The sequence below is a fragment of the Flammeovirga agarivorans genome, assembly GCF_012641475.1.
In the GTDB taxonomy this organism is placed as follows: domain Bacteria; phylum Bacteroidota; class Bacteroidia; order Cytophagales; family Flammeovirgaceae; genus Flammeovirga; species Flammeovirga agarivorans.
The window spans coordinates 783,599-801,704 of record NZ_JABAIL010000003.1 but is presented as its reverse complement, the minus strand read 5'-3'; the positions used below and the strand labels follow the sequence as shown (position 1 = coordinate 801,704).

Below are 18,106 nucleotides of genomic sequence, written 5' to 3'. Positions count from 1 at the left end.
TTATAGGTCAATAGTTTCTCTATTATATAAGTTATATAAATTAAAACACTAAAAAGTCAAAGTATTAAAATATCACTATACATTAATTGATTTATTTATAAATTGGTTTGAAAATAAATCTAACAACCAATGGCAAGACAACATCTATTTGAATTCGAAGACCAATCTTGGTTTCCTTCCACTCTTCGAAATTACGGTACAGACTTTTTACAATTTCTTGCAAATAAAAGTAAGATGTTTTCTCCTACTGCCAATATATTACATGACCTGATGCAGAAAACTGGAGTGGATACAATAATAGATTTAGCCTCAGGGGGAGGTGGAAGTTGGGAGACTTTATTTTCAGAGCTAAAACAAAAAAATAGTTCAGCTCAATTAATCTTAACAGACTATTATCCGAATTTTCCTGCTTTGGAAAAATTATCAGAAATGGATAAAAACATTTCATTTTCTAAAGAAAAGGTAGACGCTAGAAATGTTCCTGCTTCTTTACAAGGAATACGGACTCAATATTTATCCTTTCATCATTTTAATGAAAAGGATGCAATTCAGATTTTAGAAGATGCAGTAAAAACCAATCAACCCATTGCAATATTTGAAGGACAAGAAAGGTCAGTGCTAAGTGTTATGGCCATGATTTTTTCTCCAATCACAGTTCTTTTAACAACATTGCTGATGAAACCGTTTCGATGGGGAAGAATTCTATTTACCTATCTTATTCCTATTGTTCCCTTTTTTGTCATGTGGGATGGAATAGTTTCTTCTATACGAACATACTCCGTTGAAGAAATGAAAAAATTGGTCTTAAAAGCTGATCCTGAAGAGAAGTACTATTGGGAAATAAAAAGAATAAAAAATGGCCCAGGCGTGATTATTTCAACGATTGGCCATACTAGATAGTAAAAAAATAGCCCAGGATATTTTCCTGGGCTACTGTTTAGTTTTTATTGATTTTATAACCTTGTCTTAAGGCTTGCTTTAGATCTTCTTCATAGAAGAATTGTTTTGCCATCTCTCTAATAGAGTATGGCCCTCTCAACCTTGCATTACTATTTTTATAATAGTAATCAGTCATCCAGAAGTGGCCGTCATCAAGCCTGCCATTTTGTGCTACATACGATACATAATTATATTCTACAGGTAAGCTAGAGAATTCATTAAATAAACCTCCTTGCAGGTCTGATAATTCCTCATCAGAATAATCTAATATGCTTAAAGTTCTATTTGTATTACTGTTCGTTTTGAAAATCACATCATAGTCATATGAGGTAGTTCCTTCTGATTCTTTACTATATGTTTGAATCATTGTCATGTCTACAGATACATCCGTAAATGATGGGACACCAAGACTAGCTGTTGTACCATTGTCAGAATAGTTAAGGTTATCAGCGTTTAAATAACTATTACTTTTATCATTAATATCATCCAAGTGATGTACAACTATTGAAAATCCATGATCTCCGAATCTATTTACTTTTTCTTCAATATATTTGAAATCATCAGAATTAAGATTCTTAAAGTCAAAAGTGTAATAAATATCCTCTTCTTCTCCTTCTTCTCTTTGGAAAGCATTATTGTACATTAATTGATACTCACCATCTCCGATCATAGTATTCAGTCTAGTATAAGTATTGTTATCCTTATAGTGAACACTATATGTTTTTGGAGAGACAAGATCATCCATAGTAATTAATATTGTATCCCCATCATTAATAAAATCAGTGGCAATATTAACACCTTTTGCTTCACTAGGATCATCCTGAGCATAAGTATAAACAGAATAGAAATAAGCACTATTAGGATAGTTTGAATACAAAGACTCAGTTTTGTTACTTTCTTTTAAATGTAATGTGTAATAAACAACACCATCAATTGTTTCTGTTTCTGAATTATTATAGTAAGAATAGTGGTAATTAGTAATTGCCTCTACTTCCTCACTTACTCCCACAACCACTTGTTTTGTTATAACATCTTCATCAGTTCCCGAAGAGCTATCTTCATCTTTGGTATGAATTAATGGTTCATCTAAGTTTGAAGTGATAGAATTAAAAACTATGTTTCTATCATACCTTTTATATGTAGTAACACTATTATCAAATAATTCTGTGGATACTTCATCAAACTCATATGAATACGCTTCCTTTACATAAAAATTTCTGCCTCTAATTTCAGCAGGAATTAAAAAGAAGATAGAATCATTACTTGTTTTTGCATCATTGTAGCTTGTTAGAGGAGTTCCTGTTTCATCTACAATCATGAAGTTTAATTGGTAATTAGAATACGTTTGTTCAACTTCTCGCATTTCTCCATTATGGATGTTAGAGAAGTATGTAACCGTACGATTACTATTTAAACTTTCAATATAACCCGCCTCATAAAAAATTGTTGGAAGGTAATTATCTACTTCAACATCAAAATCTTGAGTGATCTCTGACTGAGAAAGTGTTAAATCACTACTCAACGACGCAGATAATTTAATAGGATGAATACCATCTGTCAATTGTTTTGAATCGAAAGATATTTGCCATTTATCACTTTCTTGAGAAACTTCGATATCCAAGTCAGCACCATTAGAGGTCACTTTCACATCTGCAACAGATACAAGGTCGGCATATTCGTTGGATACTTCCATTTCAAACGATGCTTCACCTCTTAAAAAATCCATTTCGGATAATGTCAATGTAGGCAGCATATCTGAAGTAATAGTTTGCAATTCGTCCTCCACTTTGTTGTTACATGAAGACAACAGTACAGCTGACAGTGCAGCGTACTTCAATAGTTTTTTATTGAAAAACATAATTATTAAGAAATAAAAAAATACGTCGTGTTAGTAGTTTATCACTATACACAATTAGTTTACTTATGATTTTTTATAGATAATCAAATCTGTGCATATAAAATACAGCTGTGATGAATAGATATTATCTTTCCATGTAAAGCATCATTTTCCAGTAGTTTAAATAGTTTGCATTTTACTGTTATCAGTAATTACATAAAGTTTGCACTTCAATATTAATAAAAGATTCCAATCAAAACAAATGTTAAAATTAGAATTCTATTTTTGAACCATTACTATGAGCAATCGAAGCTATTCTTAAAAATAGTATCAAAAGGGTATTCTTTATTGTAGATCAAATAAAGATAGAAGTAACACTATTCATTTATTTCTGAAGTTATTATATTAATACTGAACCAATACATTAACTATTTGAATATCAACCTCTCATATTACTTAACGATTCTGTTTCTTTTGACCTCTTTCTCTATTTCGGCACAATACAATAGGTATTGGAGTAATAGCTTTAATACAGATGCTAGCTTACTTTCTGGTGCTGTAGTGGGTGGAGGAAGTGGCATTACTGCTATTTATTATAACCCTGCACAAATAGCTGATATCAGCTATAAAAAGTTTGCTATCACTGCGAATATCTTTAGTTTTTATAATACCAATTTCAAAAATGCTTTAGTAGAGGGAGAAAAAACCTCAGACCTAAAGTTTAGAGTACAACCCCGATTTGTAGCCTATTTATTACGACCAGAAAAATGGAAAAACACAAGCATTGAGATATGTACTTTTACTCGGGATTCTTATAAATATGAGCAACTATCGCGTAGTGTTAGGGAAGTCGACGTAATAGCCACTTACCCTGGTGATGAAGAATTTATTGGCGATTTTTATTACCGCTGTGAATATGAAGATTACTGGATTGGTGGAGGTATTGCAAGAGAACTATCTCCCAAATGGAAGTTTGGGGTAAGCGGTTTTTATTCCTATTCTTATATCCGATACAATTACAATGTCACGACAAGAGCCTATAATCTTGATAATAAAAGTTTAGACTTAGTCGAGTACAATTACAATCATTATATCTCTGGCTTTACTTCCAAAATTCTTTTTAAAGGCGGACTTACCTATTCTGGAGATAAATGGCAATTTGGGATGGCAGTCACCACTCCTTCAATGAGAATCACCGGTTCGTCTACTGTGAGTAGAGAAGTAAGTACACATAATATCCATAATCAAGATGGGAGCCGTAAAGAAGACCTTTTAATCACAGATCAACAATTGAAACTACGCACAAACTTCAAAACTCCCTTTAGTCTATCCTTGGGAACAAAAAGAAGTTTCAAGAAGCACTCTATTTACTTATCTGCAGAGTATTTTGGTGGAATTGACTCATTTGCTATGATTAACCAAACACAAAATCAGGTATTATCTAGTGGTAGTGGGTATTCTATTCCATCTGATAATTGGTTAGGTGTATCCAGTAAAAGAGAAGGTATAACAAATATTGCTTTTGGATGGAGGGGTGATATAAATGATCACCTTGAATTGATGGGAGGGTTTAGAACAGATTTCTCTTTTGATAAGTATAATGGAGCTCATGACTATCACAACCCTGCCGAAATAATTACGCCATCTATTGATCAGTACCACTTTACTAGTGGAGTTGAATTCGAATTTCTACATTCTGATGTGATTATAGGCATTCAATATTCCTACTCAAAAGATCAACATTTAGAACAGTTTGCTGATTTTTCTGATCCCATTGAATATGATCCTTCAACAAATACCATCTTACAAGGATATAGAAATAACTCTATGAGCATTTGGGAAAATACGATGAGTATCTTCCTTGGATTCACTTACAACATTAATAATCAAGGAAATTAACAATAGTAGAATACTGTATTTGAGCTTTTCTTGATAGGTTTAAATCAATTTTTATACAACAAAATCGATTTATGAAAGCCTTCGACCGAAATATTAAAATAAATCGCTCATTTACAGTAGTATAATATAGTATAGTTCATAGTTTTACAATCTATTTTTTTGACTCAATTACTGCTATTTTTTTACCTAGTTGATGATTTTTTTGACATCCAACTTTTTTGCTTTGTTAAGATGATGATAGTTTAAAGATGTAAAGAAATTAGAAAGCCCTTTCAGTTTGGAAGGGCTTTTTGTTATCCTAAAAATAGAATCCAAAGTTGATATTAAATCTAAGATGCCAATCTGCATCAGAATCACCATATGCCAATGCTGTATTGTAATTGGGTCCCAACCAAGGTTGGTTATTTCCTAATGCTGCATCAAAATAAGTATAGAGTAACCCTGCGTTTACCAAACAACCTGTCACATTCTGATAAGAGTCGAAAAATGTTTCTTTTGTCTTATCTACGTATCCAAAGTCGTTATAAAATTGTAGGGATGAAACTGGCCCCCATTCAACAGGTTGTGTATAACTTAATCCTACAGTATATGAGGTAGCTTGGGATGCTACAAGATATGCGGCTCCAAAAGCTGTCATTCCAAACACATCTGTTCTTTCTCCTTCAGGAGCGTTGGGCGATTTTTGATAATGAGAAACTTGAGCCTTTAAGTTCCAAGGACCACGATCCAACTCATAATGTACTGCCACAGCGTAATGGTTACCCATATTTTCGGTATCTAAATTATAAAGACCTCCAAACAACCCTGAGATACCAAAACGATGAGATGCTTTATCGTTGATAAATTTTTTCAATACACTACCCGCCAATTGATTCACTTCTTTATTGCGGTATTCTAATTGACCATCTTCACTCTCATCCATTGATGCGACATCATAAGCATATCTACTATTGGATAGGTCAGAATTACTACCGAATGAAAGTTCCTCGGCATTTTTAAAAAAAGCAAAGCTATATTCCCACTCCTCTCCTTTATGGATATACTTAATCCCCATATCATGATCATCTTCTAATCCCAAATAGAAATTGATACTAAAAAACCAGTTATGAGAATTATATGGAGTAATACCAAAAGGAACTTGGGTTAAGCCCAACTGAATTTGATTTTGTTCTGAGAAGTCATAGTCAAACCATCCTTGTTTTAGCATAATTCCACCAAAAGCATCAGAATAAATCCTTAAGTCCACATTTAAACCCAACCCTTTGTATGAAGCAGTAGGGCGAAGCGAAAACATATCGTATCCAAAATCTCCTCCCCTTTTTTTATGACCTTCTTTCCAATCAGAATAATTGTAGTTAAACCTTAATGCTCCACCAAAATGTATTTCAGGCTTATCCTGAGCATAAGATTGTGGTAAAGAAAAGAAGAAAAGAAGAAATAGTAATAGGTAGTTTTTATAGTTCATAATCAGATTGTAGTAAGTTAATTAGAGGCCATTATCATCAGCCTTCGTTGCTTTTTTTTCGGTAATGTTTATCATAATAATCTCTCAGTGCTTTGTAAAAGCTAAAACACATGACGATGATTAATATGGCAAAGGGTAAACCCGTTAATATTGATGCCGTTTGTAAAGCAGTAAGACCACCTCCAAGTAATAAAACTCCTGCGATTAAGCCTTCCATACATGCCCAGAAAATTTTTTGAATTGTTGGGGCATCATGTCTTCCTCCTGACGTCAATGTATCTACTACAAAGGAACCTGAGTCTGAAGAGGTTACAAAGAAACTAGTCACCAATAATATCGTCAAGATAGAAGAAAAAGTTGTGAAAGGAAACTGTTCCAATAAATAATAAATGGCAGTCGCCACATTCTTATTTACCGCTTCTGTAATACTGTGGTTACCTGTAAGTTCTTGAAATAAAGCACTCCCACCAAAAACGGTTAGCCATAAAAATGTAAATAAAGACGGTACAATCAATACACCTAGAATAAACTCTTTGATTGTTCTTCCTTTAGAAATTCTTGCGATAAATATACCCACAAATGGAGACCAAGAAATCCACCAAGCCCAATAAAAGACTGTCCACGAGTTCTGCCAATTCGTTTCCTTTCCGACACCTTTGTATGAATTAGTCCAATAACTCAGCTCAAAAAATTCATACAAATAGTAACCAAGGTTCTGAACGAATGATTTTAGAATAAAAAGAGTGGGCCCGATGGCTAAAACCAAGATCATTAAAGTCACTGCCAAACGCATGTTCCATTCACTTAACAAACGAATACCTTTATCTAAGCCTAATACTAATGATAAAGTTGCAAAGCCTGTGATGATAACAATAAGTACTAACTCTACTTGAACAGAAGTAGGAATACCAAAAAGGTAAGTTAAACCTGCATTGACTTGTTGTACACCAAAACCTAAAGAAGTGGCCAAACCAAACAAAGTAGCAATCACAGCAATGATATCTATAAGATCTCCCAGAAGACCGTAGACTTTTTTGCCAAATAATGGGAAAAAGATGGATCGTATCGTTAAAGGTAAATTAAGGTTAAATGTAAAGAACGCTAAGGCCAAACCTACTACAGCATACAAAGCCCAAGCATGAACTCCCCAATGTAAAAAGGTGATACCCATAGCAGACTCTGCTGCTTGAGACAAATTATTTTGATTCTTTAAAAAAGGATTACTATTGAAATGAAAAACAGGTTCCGCTACTGACCAAAATAACAAGCCAATACCCATACCTGCACTAAATAACATAGAAAACCATGCGGTCTGAGAAAACTCAGGTTTGGCATCTTTTCCACCAATTTTAATCTTCCCAAATTTACTGAATCCTAAAAAAAGGGCAAAGAACAAAAGACAATTCACTAATAAGATAAATAACCATCCGACATTATTTGCAATGCTATTTTGTGTCTCCTTAAACCATGTTTCCATAGGTTTTCCCACCACTAAGGTACTTACGACCAATACCAGTATAACACCAATCGAAACCAATGATACAGTAGCATTTGCCTTAATGCCTAAAAAGGTTTTTTGGTCACTTCTTATTTGAGCCATCTTTTTGATTTTCTTTTAAGATTCTAAAGACCATTCTGTAACGATCTTTATGATATCTTGACATCAGTAACCGAACGGTTAGAAAGAGAAGTAAACCCCTACTAAAAGCTTTAAAGGCTTTGAGAAAACTATGTTTTCATGTCCATCTGCTCAAAGTATAAAGATAACCAAGCATAGAACCACGTCATAATATCTAATTATTTTATACAAGCTATCGATTTGATCAGTAGATAAAAAAATTAGTTATTCTTAATCTTCCTTTGTTATCAAATCTGACAAAAAAATATCCTTTTAATACAAAAAGAAAACTTGAAAAATGAATTTAAATAACATAATACAGTTTAATCTTTTAAAGTATTGAAGAATGTCTGGTAATCTGTATCTGTGTTGGTTAGCCCCAATTTTTTTCTGAGTCTAAACCTTGCTACTTCAATAGATTTTATACTTTGGTGTGTAATATTAGAGATATCTTTAGTACTTAGATTTAAATATAAATAAGCACATAGCTTTTTCTCATTAGGTGTGAGCTTAGGAAAATGATGATTCAATTGGTCATAAAACTCCTGATTGACTTTCTCAAAACGTATCTCCAATTCCTTCCAAACATCACTTTGGTTATCGTTCTGTAGATTGAAAACGATTGATCTCAGCTCTTTTTTTGCTTTGCCATTCAATTGATCATGTAAAATCATAAGTTCCTCAGAAACCGCATTAATCAATTCATATTTTTGCATTAAATGCATGATATTCGTGGTGAGTTCTCGGTCGCGATAAGAGATATCTGCCTGTAACTTTTCGTTCTCCAACTTGATCTTCTCTTGAGATAAATTGGTCATTTCATATTCCGCTTTAATCTTCGACGCTGTTGCTTTAGAGTGTTTCAAACTTAATCTATAATAGCGGAAAATAAGGAACCCTACAACCAAGAAAAACAACAGGACGATAAATAAAGCAGCACTTATATATTCTTGAAACTTCTTATCATTCTCTAAATTTTCTTGTTCCTGTTTTACTTGATACTCATACTCAAAAGCGTTCAGTTTCATTATATAATCTTGTTCTAATAACTGATCAGAAACTTCTTTGAATTTTTTAAAATAGTTAATGCTCTCTTTGTAATCACCTACTTCTTCATAGTAAACATAAAGGTTATTATAAGTGTATTTCAAAAGCAAAGGAGACTTTAATTGTTTCGCTAGAGCTAAGGCTTCAAAATACAAAGGAAGTGCTTGATCAAATGTTCCTTTTATTCGATAAATGTTACCGTAGATATTCAATGAGGTCACAATTCCTTCACTGTCATTTAATTTCCGTTTGATTCTTAATGCTTCCTCTATACTTAATTGGGCATCATCCAAACGGTTAAGTACAATATATTGAATAGCTATATTGTGCAATGCCTTTCCTTTGATTGTTTCATATGATTCCCCTTTGCAAGACTGTATGGCATTATAGAAAAATTGGATTGCTTTATCTGAGTCATTCATATCATCATACAAGCTTCCTGTGTTGATATAAAGAGTTGGAAGAAGACGTTCTGAAAAAGTGTTCTTCATCCCTTCCAACCTTGTGATCAACGCTAAATATTTCTTCTCTGCCTTTTCAAATTTTTGTTCTCTCTGATATAAGATGGATAAGTTAATCTGAGTCTTCGTTAACTCCTCGATATTATCATTGGCTTGAAATATTTTTTCTGCCTGATGGTAGGCTGACTTAGCGTTAATTAAAAATCCTTTCGATAAATATACATTACCTTTCAAATGGTAAAATTTACCAAGGAGAAGAGCCTTTTTGTGATGCTGTTCTAATAGCAAAATCCCTTCTTCGATATAAGTAAGTGATTTATCTAAATCATGCTGTAGATAATAATCTGCGAGCTTTTTTAGTAAAACGGTCCTTTCTTCTAACGCTAAAGTGCCTGAAAGTTGAATATGTAAACTATCTACTGACTTAGCAGAAATAGTATGGCATAGCAATACCATGAAAAAGATAGTAAATGTTGGTCTCAATGAAGTTCGGTTTAAATGAATTGAATACTTTTAGCTGTAGATAAGTTCTATGATAGGAGATAATATCAATCCGGATGTAAACTATTAATAGCAAATACTATTGTCGATTTTCCAATGTTTTAATTATCACTTGATCTATAAATTAGAACATCAAAATTAACAAACATAATCAGTGATAGTATATTATTAATCAATGAAATAGGATAATATAACATAAACAAAGTGAACAACGAATTCATCTAAAGAATGAAAAAGACCCCAACCCAGAATATCCAGGAAGGGGTACTTGTTGAACAATTTATCTGTTGATCTATTTGATCATTTTTCCAAATAATTTCGCTTCGCCATTTACAATCAAAGTGTAAACATATACACCCGCTTGAAGACGATCCGTCGCATATTCATAATGTACTTTACCAACATGCTGTTGTCCCAATTTGATACGATCTACAGACTTACCTTGAAGCGTATAAATATTAATTTCTACCTCTCCATTTTCAGGAAGTTCAAAAGTGAATGTCGTATGGTCTAAAACAGGGTTAGGATAATTATACAAATTGTAAGTCACCTTGTCCTCTGTAATATTCGTTACTTCATCATCTTCTTCCTCCTCGTCTGTACTTGCTGCTTCTATTTTTACAGGAATTACTTGTACAGAAGATGCCATATCTGCGTCAGATGCGATGACTGCTACTTCTGTAATACCTTCTTTTAAAGCAGAGATAATAAATTCATCGTTAGCTATACCTGTAATCGCTAAACCATCGTTGTTATCAGCAATACTAAACGTCAATTCATCACCGTCAGGATCAACAAAAGTTTCTGAAGTTGACAGGTAATAAACATCACCTACTGAAAGAACAATGGTATCTTGTTCAATGGCTTCTGGCGCTCTGTTTACATTTTCTACTGTTAACTGTATGGCTGTTTCTGACGATACTCCATGTTCATCAGAGGCTACAATAGTGAAAGCATAATCATTAGCGTCATCAAACGTAGGAGCTAGCTCTAATGATATTGAATTATCGGTCGTTGTAAAGCTTCCGAAGTCTACAAAATCTTTTACTTCTAATGAGAAGGTATGTTCCTCCACATCCTCGAATGTGTAAGTAAATGTTACTTCTTCTCCTTCATTAATAGTCAATTCTGTAATACCTTCAATCATCTGAGGAGCAGTGTTGATCATCATGGCTGCATAGAATTGAGCATCTTCATCTACCATGTTTGGATCATTTGTCGTTACATTGATCTTCGCTAAAAGGTTGCTCTCACCTCTAGAATTAGCACTATTAAAACCTGCATTGATCATTTGAGATTCACCTACCTCTACAGTGCCTGAATACTGATCCAATGAGAACCAAGAGTCACTTCCAACATTTTTACCATATGCTCTTACATAATAACCGAAATCTGCAAAACGGATATCTTCAGTGATATCAATTAATCCTTGAGTAGTATGGAAGTAGAATGTTTCAGGAATACTCTCTTCAAATCTCATCATTCCTTGAGGATAACCTGAGAACTTTTCATAGGTAAATGCAATAAAGATATTTTCTCCATTAAAGAACTCAAGAGGAGTACTTAACTCAAATAACTCCAATCTACCCACTTGGTCCGATGAACTTGTCTCTGTTGCAAATGTTTCTTCATGCACTAATACTAGGTTGTCAATAGTTCCAGAAAGGATTTCCACTTTCACATCACCATTCTTCACTCCAGATGGAGAATACCAAGTCGAAACATGAGATAATTGGAACCCTTCTTCAGGTGTTACAAACTTCGTAATACTAATCATGCTTTGACCACCACCGTAGCCAATCGATTGTACCTTTTCCGCATCAACTTCACCGTAATAAAGTACTTGGTGGAAATCATTATGATTAATAGTTGATGTACCTTGGATCGTATTTGCTCCAACTACTGAAGATTTGATAGTAGCATTATTCGCTTGAGCACTATACACTTCATTCATTGGTAAACCTTTTCTTACATATTCGATATCGAATTGATAATCTAGTGGATAAGCACCATTCTCGTTAGACACTGTAAACTGTTTAGTCTCTACATATTCATGTGTCAACGCATTCACAGAAAGTGTATCTGCAACATCCGACTCATATACTGGAGGTAAATAGAAATTAGCTTTTACAACTAAGTCAGTTGAACTACCATCTGCATTATTTACAGTGATTTTTCCTTCAAATAAACCTGCTTCAGATGGAATAATTCTGATCTGAGCTTTCATATTTTCGCCTGCAGGAATACTTGTAGCAATATAGAATTCATTGAAATACGACTCGTAAGGAACCCAACCCGGAACAGGCGTCATTGGTAACCAAGGGTCTACTTCTTCTAAGATCCCCCATAGTTCTAAGTTCAGTGATGCATCAGCAACGATATCGCCAGTTTTTAACGTATGATGAGACATACTGTTATTTTCTAAAGCAAATTCATATTTATAATTTTTGAATTCCTCGTAAACAATATCTCCAAGATCAATTTCCTCTGTATCCCAAGATAACTTTGAGTCTGCAGTTACTTCTAATTCTACTGGGATGCTGATATTTTCTTTACCAGGAGTATGGTTTAAGAAAGTAAGATCCGTATAGTAATTACCTGCAACCATATCATGAGCGTTAACTTCAAAAGTCACTTCTTTTGTTTCTCCAGCTTCTACGTTCATCACAGTACTAGGGTGATATTCGATAACTAGCTTGTCTTTCGCTAAACTTTTTCCATAACTCGTTAATACACCTTCTGTTCCGTCTTCATTCTCTAAACCAATCACTAAATATTGATTCCAGAAATCAACCGTACCTTGATTGATCGTTTTATATTGAATTTTAATTCTTCCGTCAAAATAGATGATCGTTTGTGTGTCTACTAAGCCTCCAGCACCTTCTCCGAATGAGTGAACCCAACGGTGATATGTGAAAACTACTTTTTCATCATCTTGATAGAAATAAATACCCTTTGCTAAGTTCTCATCAAAATAGTCGTATCCTGTAAGACCCCATAATGAGGCAATGAAGTTATTAAAACCATCTGCATAAGGTATGATATTGTTAATGATTGGAACTAACTGAGTCGGCTCACTAAACGTAATAATACCTGGGTATCCCATCCATGCTTTGTCATACATCTTACCATAGAATGGTACTGGCTTATTAAATTCAACCTCTGCAGACATTGTAGATTGATCAAACTCCAATTTAGTACCACCATTGTTGACAATATCAATCCATTTAAATGTTGGAGCATCTTTGTCTTCCAACCCAGCTAAAGCTCTATCATTATCTTTAGAGAAATAAGTAAAGTCTCTAAGGTCTGGTAATGCATTTACTTCAACATCAGCTGCTTTCTCGTATACCCAATTACTACCTTCAACTAATACTCTAAGTGTTGTATCGCTCTCTAAATTTGAGATTTCTACTGTAAACTCATCCTTATCACCTGTAGGTAAGACAAAAGGATCGACAGTATAGTTTAATGCAATATTTGGGGCTTTAACGATATTGGCTTTTATCTCAAAAACATGAGTATCACCATTTTCCTGAGTAAAAGTGACTTGTTCATTTATCTCTCCTAACTCATCCGTATTCAGATAAAGTTTTACCTGAGTACCCAATTTCGCTCTCAACTCAAAAGTTGACTTGTCTACTGACAGCTTAGTATTTTCCTCAAATGTTGTTGATACAATATCTGTATTGCTATTTCCTTCATTCAAGAACGTCAACATGATCATCTTATCACTGCCTTTATAAACAGGACCAAAATCAATTGCTTTTTCTGAAGTTTTTACGATGGCTTCACCACCTTTGTTGATATCAACATTGATCTGGAAATGTGCAATTTGTTGGAATGGATCGTTGTTTTCTACACTAATAAACTGAGTATTCATTCCTTCTACAAGTCCATCTGTGTTTACATCAAAAGTAATTTCTTTTGATTCTCCAACGCCAACAAAACCATTCGTTTGCGATAAGTTTGAAACGATTTGTGGACCTGGATAATTAATGTCTATCCATACATTCTGCCATTGTTTCTCAAATAAGAAATTAGGCTGATGGCTCTTGTCATAGAAATAAATACCATCTTTTTTATCTGGGCTTTCCATACCCAACATTGGACCGATTGATTTAATATTAGAATAACTTAAATCTAAATAACGCATTTCTGCATGTCCATTGTAGTGCAACACTAACTGGAATGTAAGTGGATCTCCCGACTCACCATAAGTAACTTTTGAATGAACATTTTTGTATTCGAAAATTACTTTGTCGTCAAATGTTTTATATAAGATTTTTGAATCATAAAGTAGATCAAAGTACTCATAATAGATGGCGAAATAACCATTTGATGTGAAAGAAGAACCTAATAATTCTCCCCATGATCCATTCACAGGGTCTTTATCATCTACGGCAATTAAACCAATGTGAGACATATACATTTTATCTACCAATGTATCATAGAAAGGATATTGGAATCCTAAATCCACCTCAACAAAGTCTAAGAATGGGTTTTCCTTAAATTGGTTAGAAACATCAACAGTACCTTCCATACCATCCAGTTCTTCCCAAACAAAGTCTTCCGTCTTCAACTCCCAAGAGTAACCAAATTTATGGCCACTGAAGCTTGGCTTATCACTATACTTTGGAATATTAAATTCTAATGGGAAATTACCCGTATTCTCGATAACGATGCTGCTTGATGTTGAAGCCCCGTGAGCCAAATTAAACAACTGCACTTCTGGTGTGATATTAATTTCAGAAGGCTCTTCACCATTACCAAAAAGGTTGATTTCATTAGCGAAACCGTTCTTATCCGTAATCGTTAATACCGCATTGGTATTCCCTGCCATATCCGGTTGGAAACGAACAACTAAATCTTCTGTCGAACGAGCAGAAACTCTAGATGGCTTGTCTACTACTGAGAAAGCTGTTCCTTCTAATCCTGTCACTGATAAAGAACCTTTGAAAACACCATATCCATAGTTTTCTAACTTGATCGCTATATCTTTCTCTCTACCTAACTGTACAGAACCATAATTAACTATACCAGGAGTAATTAACTCTGGATCATGACCCGATACTTTTACAATCGTAGGAATTCTTGCACCATCTGCATTCTCATCATTTGATGAAATAATGATGTTTGTTTTAACGTCTCCATTCTTGATTTTAGATACATCAGCTGTAAATGTCACTTCTGTTTCTCCTTCACCATTGATTTGACCTTCGTATGGAGTAAGTGAGATAAAATCACCTTGGTATTCCTCATCCGTAAAGATTCCTTGAGTAAACGAATACTCGTCAGTACCCAATGCGATACTTAACGGAACAAAAGACTTCCCTTCGTCAAAAGACATCCATTGATAATTAACCGCATCTTTATGATCGTTGGTTGAGCTAATACCGATTGGATATAGGTTACCAGCAGGTACTTTTACTACCAACCAAACAATATCACCATAAGGAACATAATAAGATTCACTATCATCTAAAGTTAATTCATGATTTCCTTCATCTGTCTCTTCTACTTTTTTAGAGAATACTAGTTTCGCTTGTGATAGGATATTACCATGATATACTTCATAAGTAGCCTGACCAGAAGTAATGTCATTCAAATAGGCATCTACTTTCGTCACGTTAAAGCCATTTTCGTTTTCTACTTTAAAAGCAGAAGCTGTCATATTAGGAATTGACGTATCATTATCACCAATCAAGAAAGTAGCATAGAAGTAGTTAGTGTAACTTAAATACTCTTCCACAAATGGGTTTAGGGGTTCGTAATCCTCATTTCTTACAGACTCCATCGGTACTACTCTATTTAGAATTAGAGACTTTCCTGAATTTTTCACTTCATAACCCAAAGAAGGAGTTGCCCAGTTTTTAATAGTGTAGCTCTTCTGACGCGTTTCTAAAGACCACTCTAACAATGCTTCGTTGGTATTTCCTAAAGTAAAAGAAGATTCCCAAACTGACTTTTCAGCAGCATCTGCATTAATTTCAACCGAATATGACCATGCATTATCCACCATTGGATAAGACATTTGTGGGCCAAGGTTAGTACCAACTGAAATTACTTCTGAATAGGCTGAAGCATTTCCCCAACGGTCAAAACCTTTAATTGCAATTTCATAGTTTGTTTCCGCTGATAAATTCTCTAATCTATAATTGAATTTAGCTCCAGCTTCTAGTTTTGAGAAAACAAATACTGACTTTGCTGTTTCTTCATTAAAAGTACCTACAGAATAAGAGATCATAAATTTACTTGGTTGATCATCATCTTCATCACTAGGCACTGTCCATTGTAGATCTACAAAATCTGACGACTTGGCTAACACTTCAATGTCTTGAACAACTTCTGGAGCTATCCCATCATTTTCTTTAATCGCTAAAGCAGCATCAATCAAACCTGTACCCAATTTACCAATATAATTAGGTGCAGACTCATCCATGCTATGCGTACCAAACAATAACTGATTTCTCAGTACATCTTGAGAGAAAGTCTCATTTCCTAATCTTGAAACGACCAAGGCAGCCACACCAGAAACATGAGGACAAGCCATTGAAGTACCTTGAAGATAACCATACTCATTATCAGGTAACGTACTAAGTACCCCATGTGAAGTACCTAAACGAGTGTCTCCACCAGGAGCAGTAAGGTCTACCCACTCACCAAAGTTAGAATAAGAAGATCTCTCTCTTAAACCATTGGAAGAAGCAACAGTTAAACAGCTTTCATAGTACCCTGGGTAGTATTTATTATCCACTCCATCATTACCTGCTGCAAAGATTACAATACCACCTCTCATTGGTGAACCATCATAATCACCCGCTTCAGCGATAAAATAGTCGATGGCATCTAATACTGATTGCTCGTAATTTCCAGGAGCGATATAACCCCAAGAGTTTTGAGAGATAACAGCACCATTATTGGCTGCGTAAACGTAAGAGTTGGCAATTTCATTTCCGCCATTATCACTAAGGATTTGACAAGCCATCAAGCGAACTCCATCATTATTACCTGAGCCACCTGCTACACCTGCTACACCAATACCATTGTTTGTTGTAGCCGCTACAGTACCTGCAACGTGTGTACCATGAACCATTGGATCAATAGCTCCTGAATTGTTGGAGAAGTTAAAACCATATACATCATCGATGTAACCGTTTCCATCATCATCTACTCCATCAGTACCGTTAAGTTCGGCCTCATTGATCCACATATTGTTGATCAAATCTTCATGATGAACATCAATACCGGCATCATGAATAGACACTATCACTTCTTTATTTCCTGTCACTTGAGACCAAGCCTCTGCAAGATTAATAGAAGCATCTTCTCTTTTCCCTGCCGAACCATCATTATCGTAATGCCATTGATTACTTAATAATGGGTCATTCATCGTAGCTGAATTTTCAGTAGTTGATAAAGCTTCAATTTCTGCTTTTGTCAATCTTCTTACTCCACTTTCACCTCCGATAAGTCTTTTTGCTAAAATAGGTTCTGAAATTTCTACCTCAGCAAGGTTTCCAATAGTTTGACATACTGTAAGGGGGTCAGAGTTTAAATCATAAGATAACTCATACCATAAGTGTAAGCCATGCTTCTGTAGTTTATGTTCAAATTTAGGATTGTATGGGAATAAACGCTTTAGATCATGTCCCTGAAATTGTTTCACTACAGCATCAAAAGTAGCGATACCTAATTGTGCTGTAGCAATTGCTTTTGCATTAGAAAGTTGTAAGTGTGATGCAGTAGAAGGAGCAAATTTAATATGAATTACCCCCATTGCATTTCCATCAGCGTTATAGCTTACAGGAGTTGGTCGTTGTTGCGCATATGTTGTTCCCTGTAGTATGGGAGAAAAAATACAACATATTAACAACAACAATGATAGTGAAAGTTTTCTCATTACTTTGAGTTGTTTTTAATGAATGAATTGGTTGAAGAGGAAGACAATTTTTTAAAGATCTTCCTAAGGGTGTCGATTTCCTTTTTTCGTTCTTCAATACGTCTAATGATCTCGTCTTTATCCGAAGCATCAGAACTTTTCTCTTTTGTCATAGAAGTCAATTGGTCTCTAAAACACTAATACACAACATTAGCTCATAATGAGAAAAGAATATCTTAACGGCAGTCAAACAAATCTCCACATCGACTACTACATTTTAATGAAATTCACTACTACATCTCCACTACACACTTCTGTAACTAACTGTTTTTCTATTATTTAAAAGTCGATTTTTTAATAATGGATGGTAAATATAAATCGGGGTAAAAAGGGGGAATAGATTCGTTTAGAAACAATAAATCCGTCTCTTCTTCTCCAATAGTTTACTATTTGGTGA

The 18,106-nt window shown here is 34.4% G+C and carries 8 protein-coding genes; 2 read left to right on the top strand and 6 right to left on the bottom strand.

The genetic code is table 11. The annotated features are described in order from the left end of the window. Positions 1-129 precede the first annotated feature (129 nt). Complete coding sequence (locus tag HGP29_RS11995) at positions 130-900, top strand: hypothetical protein (RefSeq protein WP_168882647.1); 771 nt, start codon at positions 130-132, stop codon at positions 898-900. A 37-nt stretch (positions 901-937) separates the two neighbouring features. Here HGP29_RS11995 and HGP29_RS11990 read toward each other — a convergent pair whose 3' ends face one another. After that, positions 938-2,797, bottom strand: coding sequence for a hypothetical protein (locus HGP29_RS11990; protein WP_168882646.1), 1,860 nt, complete (start codon positions 2,795-2,797; stop codon positions 938-940). A 411-nt stretch (positions 2,798-3,208) separates the two neighbouring features. Here HGP29_RS11990 and HGP29_RS11985 point away from each other — a divergent pair, with 411 nt between their 5' ends. Continuing rightward, positions 3,209-4,675 carry a hypothetical protein gene (locus HGP29_RS11985; RefSeq protein WP_168882645.1) on the top strand — a complete coding sequence of 489 codons (1,467 nt, stop codon included), beginning with the start codon at positions 3,209-3,211 and terminating at the stop codon, positions 4,673-4,675. Between the two features lie 298 nt (positions 4,676-4,973). Here HGP29_RS11985 and HGP29_RS11980 read toward each other — a convergent pair whose 3' ends face one another. The 5 genes from HGP29_RS11980 to HGP29_RS11960 form a co-directional block, all read right to left on the bottom strand. Then, positions 4,974-6,140, bottom strand: coding sequence for a hypothetical protein (locus tag HGP29_RS11980; RefSeq protein WP_168882644.1), 1,167 nt, complete (start codon positions 6,138-6,140; stop codon positions 4,974-4,976). 37 nt (positions 6,141-6,177) lie between these two features. Then, the gene (locus HGP29_RS11975; RefSeq protein ID WP_168882643.1) at positions 6,178-7,740 is read right to left on the bottom strand and encodes a BCCT family transporter; all 1,563 of its coding nucleotides are present in this window, start codon (positions 7,738-7,740) and stop codon (positions 6,178-6,180) included. Positions 7,741-8,081: 341 nt separating this feature from the next. Then, the gene (locus HGP29_RS11970; protein WP_211093277.1) at positions 8,082-9,722 is read right to left on the bottom strand and encodes a tetratricopeptide repeat protein; all 1,641 of its coding nucleotides are present in this window, start codon (positions 9,720-9,722) and stop codon (positions 8,082-8,084) included. Positions 9,723-10,059: 337 nt separating this feature from the next. Further along, positions 10,060-17,670, bottom strand: a complete 7,611-nt coding sequence (locus HGP29_RS11965; RefSeq protein WP_168882641.1) for a S8 family serine peptidase — start codon at positions 17,668-17,670, stop codon at positions 10,060-10,062. Further along, positions 17,670-17,822, bottom strand: coding sequence for a hypothetical protein (locus HGP29_RS11960; protein ID WP_168882640.1), 153 nt, complete (start codon positions 17,820-17,822; stop codon positions 17,670-17,672). The genes HGP29_RS11965 and HGP29_RS11960 overlap by 1 nt, the downstream gene beginning before the upstream one ends. Between the last annotated feature and the right edge of the window lie 284 nt (positions 17,823-18,106).